Annotated in this window: 6 protein-coding genes and 1 tRNA gene; 2 read left to right on the top strand and 5 right to left on the bottom strand. The window is 48.0% G+C overall.

What is annotated here, in order from left to right; translation table 11 throughout:
- Positions 1-120: 120 nt before the first annotated feature.
- From P5683_RS22900 to P5683_RS22915, 4 genes are all read right to left on the bottom strand, one after another.
- Positions 121-193: transfer RNA gene (locus tag P5683_RS22900), tRNA-Ala, on the bottom strand.
- A gap of 163 nt (positions 194-356) precedes the next feature.
- Complete coding sequence (locus tag P5683_RS22905) at positions 357-569, bottom strand: hypothetical protein (RefSeq protein ID WP_006625359.1); 213 nt, start codon at positions 567-569, stop codon at positions 357-359.
- Positions 570-677: 108 nt separating this feature from the next.
- A complete protein-coding gene (gene hisF / locus P5683_RS22910; protein WP_006616338.1) occupies positions 678-1,463 on the bottom strand; it encodes an imidazole glycerol phosphate synthase subunit HisF in 786 nt (261 codons plus the stop codon).
- A 41-nt stretch (positions 1,464-1,504) separates the two neighbouring features.
- The gene (locus P5683_RS22915) at positions 1,505-2,929 is read right to left on the bottom strand and encodes a sodium:alanine symporter family protein (RefSeq protein ID WP_187758117.1); all 1,425 of its coding nucleotides are present in this window, start codon (positions 2,927-2,929) and stop codon (positions 1,505-1,507) included.
- 182 nt (positions 2,930-3,111) lie between these two features.
- Here P5683_RS22915 and P5683_RS22920 point away from each other — a divergent pair, with 182 nt between their 5' ends.
- A complete protein-coding gene (locus P5683_RS22920) occupies positions 3,112-3,330 on the top strand; it encodes a hypothetical protein (protein WP_046319564.1) in 219 nt (72 codons plus the stop codon).
- A gap of 44 nt (positions 3,331-3,374) precedes the next feature.
- On the opposite strand, the gene P5683_RS22925 is transcribed toward P5683_RS22920, so the two are convergent.
- Positions 3,375-3,599 carry a hypothetical protein gene (locus P5683_RS22925; protein WP_315640518.1) on the bottom strand — a complete coding sequence of 75 codons (225 nt, stop codon included), beginning with the start codon at positions 3,597-3,599 and terminating at the stop codon, positions 3,375-3,377.
- A gap of 275 nt (positions 3,600-3,874) precedes the next feature.
- On the opposite strand from P5683_RS22925, the gene P5683_RS22930 reads away from it, so the two are divergent.
- Positions 3,875-4,683, top strand: an 809-nt coding sequence (locus P5683_RS22930) for a tetratricopeptide repeat protein (RefSeq protein WP_315669485.1), incomplete at its 3' end; no start/stop codon positions are given.

Here is a 4,683-nt window from a genome sequence, read left to right on the forward strand (position 1 = left end):
ATTGACAGAATTATTTTCCTGTGCTAGGACTAGATTGTGAGTAATATCTGAGTAATTAGGTACGACTATCGGGTTGAGTGTTTCCCGGTTATCGCCGTTAGGATAAGGGTTCAACTGAAATGGAGCTAAGCGGACTCGAACCGCTGACCCCTGCAATGCCATTGCAGTGCTCTACCAACTGAGCTATAACCCCGGACAAGACATCTTTTAATGTATCACAGGATGATTGGTTAAGTCAATGATTTTGGCAAAAATTTTTTGATAGCCTCGCCCAGAGGCAGGAAAATCGATCGCCCCCCACTGGTAATGGTCGCCCCACGGGGTCTAAAGGTGGGACTGTAGGCGATCGCACCAGATCACATATAGGAGTAAGCATGATGAGACATTTGGGTAAGGTGGTCGATACACGAACCCATGAGAAAATAAACCACAACCATAGCGACGGCGGAAATAGCCACTAATATACCAGCCAGGACAAAGGAAGACTCTCGATATCGAGCCGCTTGCTGCATCAGATGTACAGACCAGGCCACCAGAGCTATATCAATTATTAGAATAGGAATCAGCATAAGTTACGTTTTGTAACATTTCTTCCATTCTAACAGGAGTTTCGTAACTGAGCCGGTAATGCGGAAAATTTAATCTTTTGTTTAGGTAAAACTCCCGTGGGGAAACCATTAGACGTGGGGGAGTGCGTGGGGACGGACGGGAATATGGCGAGTGGCGAGATAGGATTTGATTTCAGCGACGCTTAACTGTCCGTAATGTAACAGAGAAGCCAATAAAGCCGCCTCGGCGCGTCCCTCGGTTAAGGCTTCGTAGATATGCTGAGAGGTTCCCGCGCCCCCAGAGGCAATCACGGGAATTTCGACACTTTCAGCGATAGTCCGGGTTAATTCCAGGTCATAGCCTGCTTGTGTGCCGTCTGCGTCCATACTGGTCACCAGAAGTTCTCCCGCGCCTCGTTGCGCCAATTCTTTCGCCCAAGCGATCGCATCAAGTCCGGTATTTTCGCGACCACCACGGACAAAAACATCCCAACCGGGATTATTTGGGTCAGTGCGCCGACGGGCATCAATAGCGACTACAATACACTGAACACCAAAGCGATCGCTGGCTTTATTGATTAAATCTGGGTCACGGACCGCCGCCGAGTTAATGCTGACCTTATCAGCCCCCGCCCTTAACAAATTTTTAATCATTTCTAAGTTTTGGATACCCCCCCCGACGGTCAAAGGGATAAACACCTGTTCAGCGGTACGATAGACCACATCAATAATGATATCGCGGTCTTCATGGGTAGCGGTAATGTCCAGAAACACCAATTCATCAGCCCCCGCGTCATTATAGGCGGCAGCCAATTCCACCGGGTCGCCAGCGTCTTGGAGATTAACAAAATTCACACCCTTGACCACCCGACCGGCTCTAACATCTAAACATGGTAAAATGCGTTTAGCAAGCATAGCAACTCCTCGATTATGGGGCAAAAAATTCCTTTTCTAGTTTAACTGTTTTGGGCGACCTGATTAGATGTTGTTAATTTTTGCCAATAGTCAGTCAAATCTCGCGCCACTGTGGGGGCTAGAAAATATAGTCCCAATAGATTAGGAATTGACATGGTTAGATACATGGCATCACTGAATTTAATCACCGCTTGAGGATTGACGATCGCCCCTAAAAATATGGCGGTTAAAAATAGGAGTTTATAAATAATCGCCCAGCGTTGTCCTAATAAATATTGCCAACACAATTCCCCATAATATCCCCAGGCTATCATCGTGGAGAAAGCAAAGCAAAATAAAGCCGCAGCCAACACATAAGGGAACCAATGAATCACGGAACCAAAGGCGGCGGATGTGATTTCTGCGCCTCCTAAATTCGCCCAGGCGGGGTTATTATAGGCTCCGGTAATAATGATAACTAAGGCGGTCATATTGCAGATAATGACCGTATCAATTAATGGTTCCAGGGTGGCGACTATTCCCTCTCGGATAGGTTCATCTGTGCGAGCGGCAGCATGAGCGATCGCCGCAATTCCCAAGCCCGCCTCATTAGAAAAAGCCGCCCTTCTAAACCCTTGAATTAAGGCTGCCAAACCTCCCCCCACGACAGCTTGAGGGTCAAAAGCCGAGGCGAAAATAGTAGCGATCGCATCAGGAATTTTTGCCCAATTGACCAGCAGAACCCACAGCGCGGCCATTACATATATAGCACACATGACCGGAACCAGAACCGCCGTAATTTGAGCTATACGGCGAATACCCCCAATAATGACCAATCCGACCAAAATCACCAAAACGGAGCCATAGAGCCACCCCTGAGAGGCGAATACGGGAAAAACTCGTGCGATCGCCACCTTAGACTGATTAGCTTGAAAGATGCTGGAACTCCCCAAGGCAGCGGCGATCGCCAAAACAGCAAACATAGCGGCCAAAACCCGACCCAAGTTTTTTTGTCCCAAGTCCTGTAAACCCGCCGATAGATAATACATAGGACCCCCGGCGATCGTACCATCTGGGTTAACGAGGCGGTATTTTTGAGCGAGGGTACATTCGACAAATTTACTACTCATTCCCAGAAAACCCGCGAGAGTCATCCAAACCACAGCCCCCGGACCTCCCAAACCAATAGCGATCGCCACTCCCGCAATATTTCCTAATCCCACAGTAGCGGATAAAGCGGTAGCCAATGCTTGAAAGTGGGAAACTTCCCCCTCATCTTCCGGGTTATCATAGACTCCCAAAACCACTTTAATAGCGTGTGTGAAACCCCTAAGATTAACAAATCTCATCCACAGGGTGAAAACCAGACCACCCGCCATAAACCAGACCACAATTAAGGGTATCCCCCCCACTTCCACAAAGATAATTCTGTAGACAATCTCCAGAATCTGGGCAGCTATAATCGATATATTAGGCAATTTATCCATCTGGCAATTATAACTCCCTTGGTAGCCAAAGCTGGGCAGTCACAAAAGATTTCCCTAAGAAACGGGGTTTCTGAAAGTCTGGGGATGGGGTAAAATGGGGATACTATCCTGAAGAGGTGGGAATATCTGAGTTTTGGTGTAAAGCCTGAATAAACTCTCTGTTGTTACCTAGTAAAATAACCATGAATATCAGGCAATTGATTGATGAGGAAATTAGCAAACTAGACGAGGATGAGTTAGCACAACTCTATGAAATTGTCAAGAATTTTTCGCGTCCCAAAACCAACAACAGTTTATTTTCCAAGTTAAAGCAGGTCAAAATTGAGGGTCCCGTTGATTTTGCGGCCAATATCGATCTCTATCTTAACGGAGAGATTGATGATTTGGGCTTTGGCTTCTAGGCGTTGGCTCAAATCATCGGGAATTTCGAGGCTGATTTTGTGAGTCATGATGTCAGTTTCTCTGGGTGAAGTGGGTGGGTTTTACCAGCATGATATTCCGCCATTGCTGAAGCCGCGAGTTTGGCAAGAATATCTGGAGAACGTGAGAATGATTCATCCCAACGACACTCCTGCTCAATTTCTTCTAGGATGATTGCAGCGATCGCATTTTGCTGACTCTCAGACAAGGTTTGTAATCGCGCGATCGCACTTTCGAGTAATTCGGTCATGGCTACCTGGTCAATAATTAATAATTAATAATTAATAATGAATAATGAATTGCAGGACCCCAAAATCGCATTTTGCTGACTCTCAGACAAGGTTTGTAACCGGGCGATCGCACTTGCGAGTAATTCGGTCATGGCTATTTTACCCCATATTGATGCTCACTCCTAGTATTACCGATTTCAGACCAATTGACGACTCCCCCGACGGGATATTGTCTGTGGTGGATTCTAGCCGCATGGGGTAAAATTGTGGTGGTATCCCTATCCGGTGCGTGGTCATGGATGAACAACGAGTGCAAGCCTATCTCTCCCTGATTCAAGAACTCCTCAACTGTGACAGTGGGGAGGAAGCGGCGATATTGAGGAAGCACCCGGAACTGGTGGATGAGGGATTAGTGCAGGTGATGCGCGACGAAGCCGAAAAGAGGGCGCAACTGGGGCGGGGGAATGCAGGCTGGTTGCGGAATTTTGCCGATACAATCGAAGCGGTTAACTATGAGTTGCCTCGGCTAGAAACTAAATCGACAGCCGATGCTCTGTTGCGGCAAGGATTTCAACAGTATCAACATTCTGAATATCCCCAAGCCTGGGAATCTTTGCAACAGTCTCTCGCCTTGTATGAGGAAATCGGGGATAAGGCTAGAATCGCTTTATGTTGGGAATGGTTAGGTTGTATTGAGCGCGACCGGGGCAACTGGGACGAGGCGGAGCGTCTGTATCAGCAATCTTTGGCATTGAGAACCGAATTGGGCGATCGCGCCGGGATGGCATCCTCTTGGGGACAGTTGGGAGATATCCAGCGAAATCGGGGCAACTGGGAGGAGGCGGAGCGTCTGTATCAGCAATGTTTGGCAATTGAAACCGAATTGGGCGATCGCGCCGGGATGGCTACCTCTTGGGGAGTGTTGGGAGATATCCAGCGAAATCGGGGCAACTGGGACGAGGCGGAGCGTCTGTATCAGCAATGTTTGGAAGTGATGACCGAATTGGGCGATCGCGCTGGGATGGCAACCTCTTGGGGAGTGTTGGGAGATATCCAGCGAAATCGGGGCAACTGGGAGGAGGCGGAGCGTCTGTATCAGCAATA

The organism is Limnospira sp. PMC 1279.21 (assembly GCF_032349615.1).
Classification (GTDB): domain Bacteria; phylum Cyanobacteriota; class Cyanobacteriia; order Cyanobacteriales; family Microcoleaceae; genus Limnospira; species Limnospira fusiformis.

What these genes read in the sequence shown, in the direction of transcription:
- P5683_RS22905 (WP_006625359.1), bottom strand. Translation starts at nt 569, where the DNA reads ATGCTGATTCCTATTCTAATAATTGATATAGCTCTGGTGGCCTGGTCT.
- hisF (WP_006616338.1), bottom strand. Translation starts at nt 1,463, where the DNA reads ATGCTTGCTAAACGCATTTTACCATGTTTAGATGTTAGAGCCGGTCGG.
- P5683_RS22915 (WP_187758117.1), bottom strand. Translation starts at nt 2,929, where the DNA reads ATGGATAAATTGCCTAATATATCGATTATAGCTGCCCAGATTCTGGAG.
- P5683_RS22920 (WP_046319564.1), top strand. Translation starts at nt 3,112, where the DNA reads ATGAATATCAGGCAATTGATTGATGAGGAAATTAGCAAACTAGACGAG.
- P5683_RS22925 (WP_315640518.1), bottom strand. Translation starts at nt 3,599, where the DNA reads ATGACCGAATTACTCGAAAGTGCGATCGCGCGATTACAAACCTTGTCT.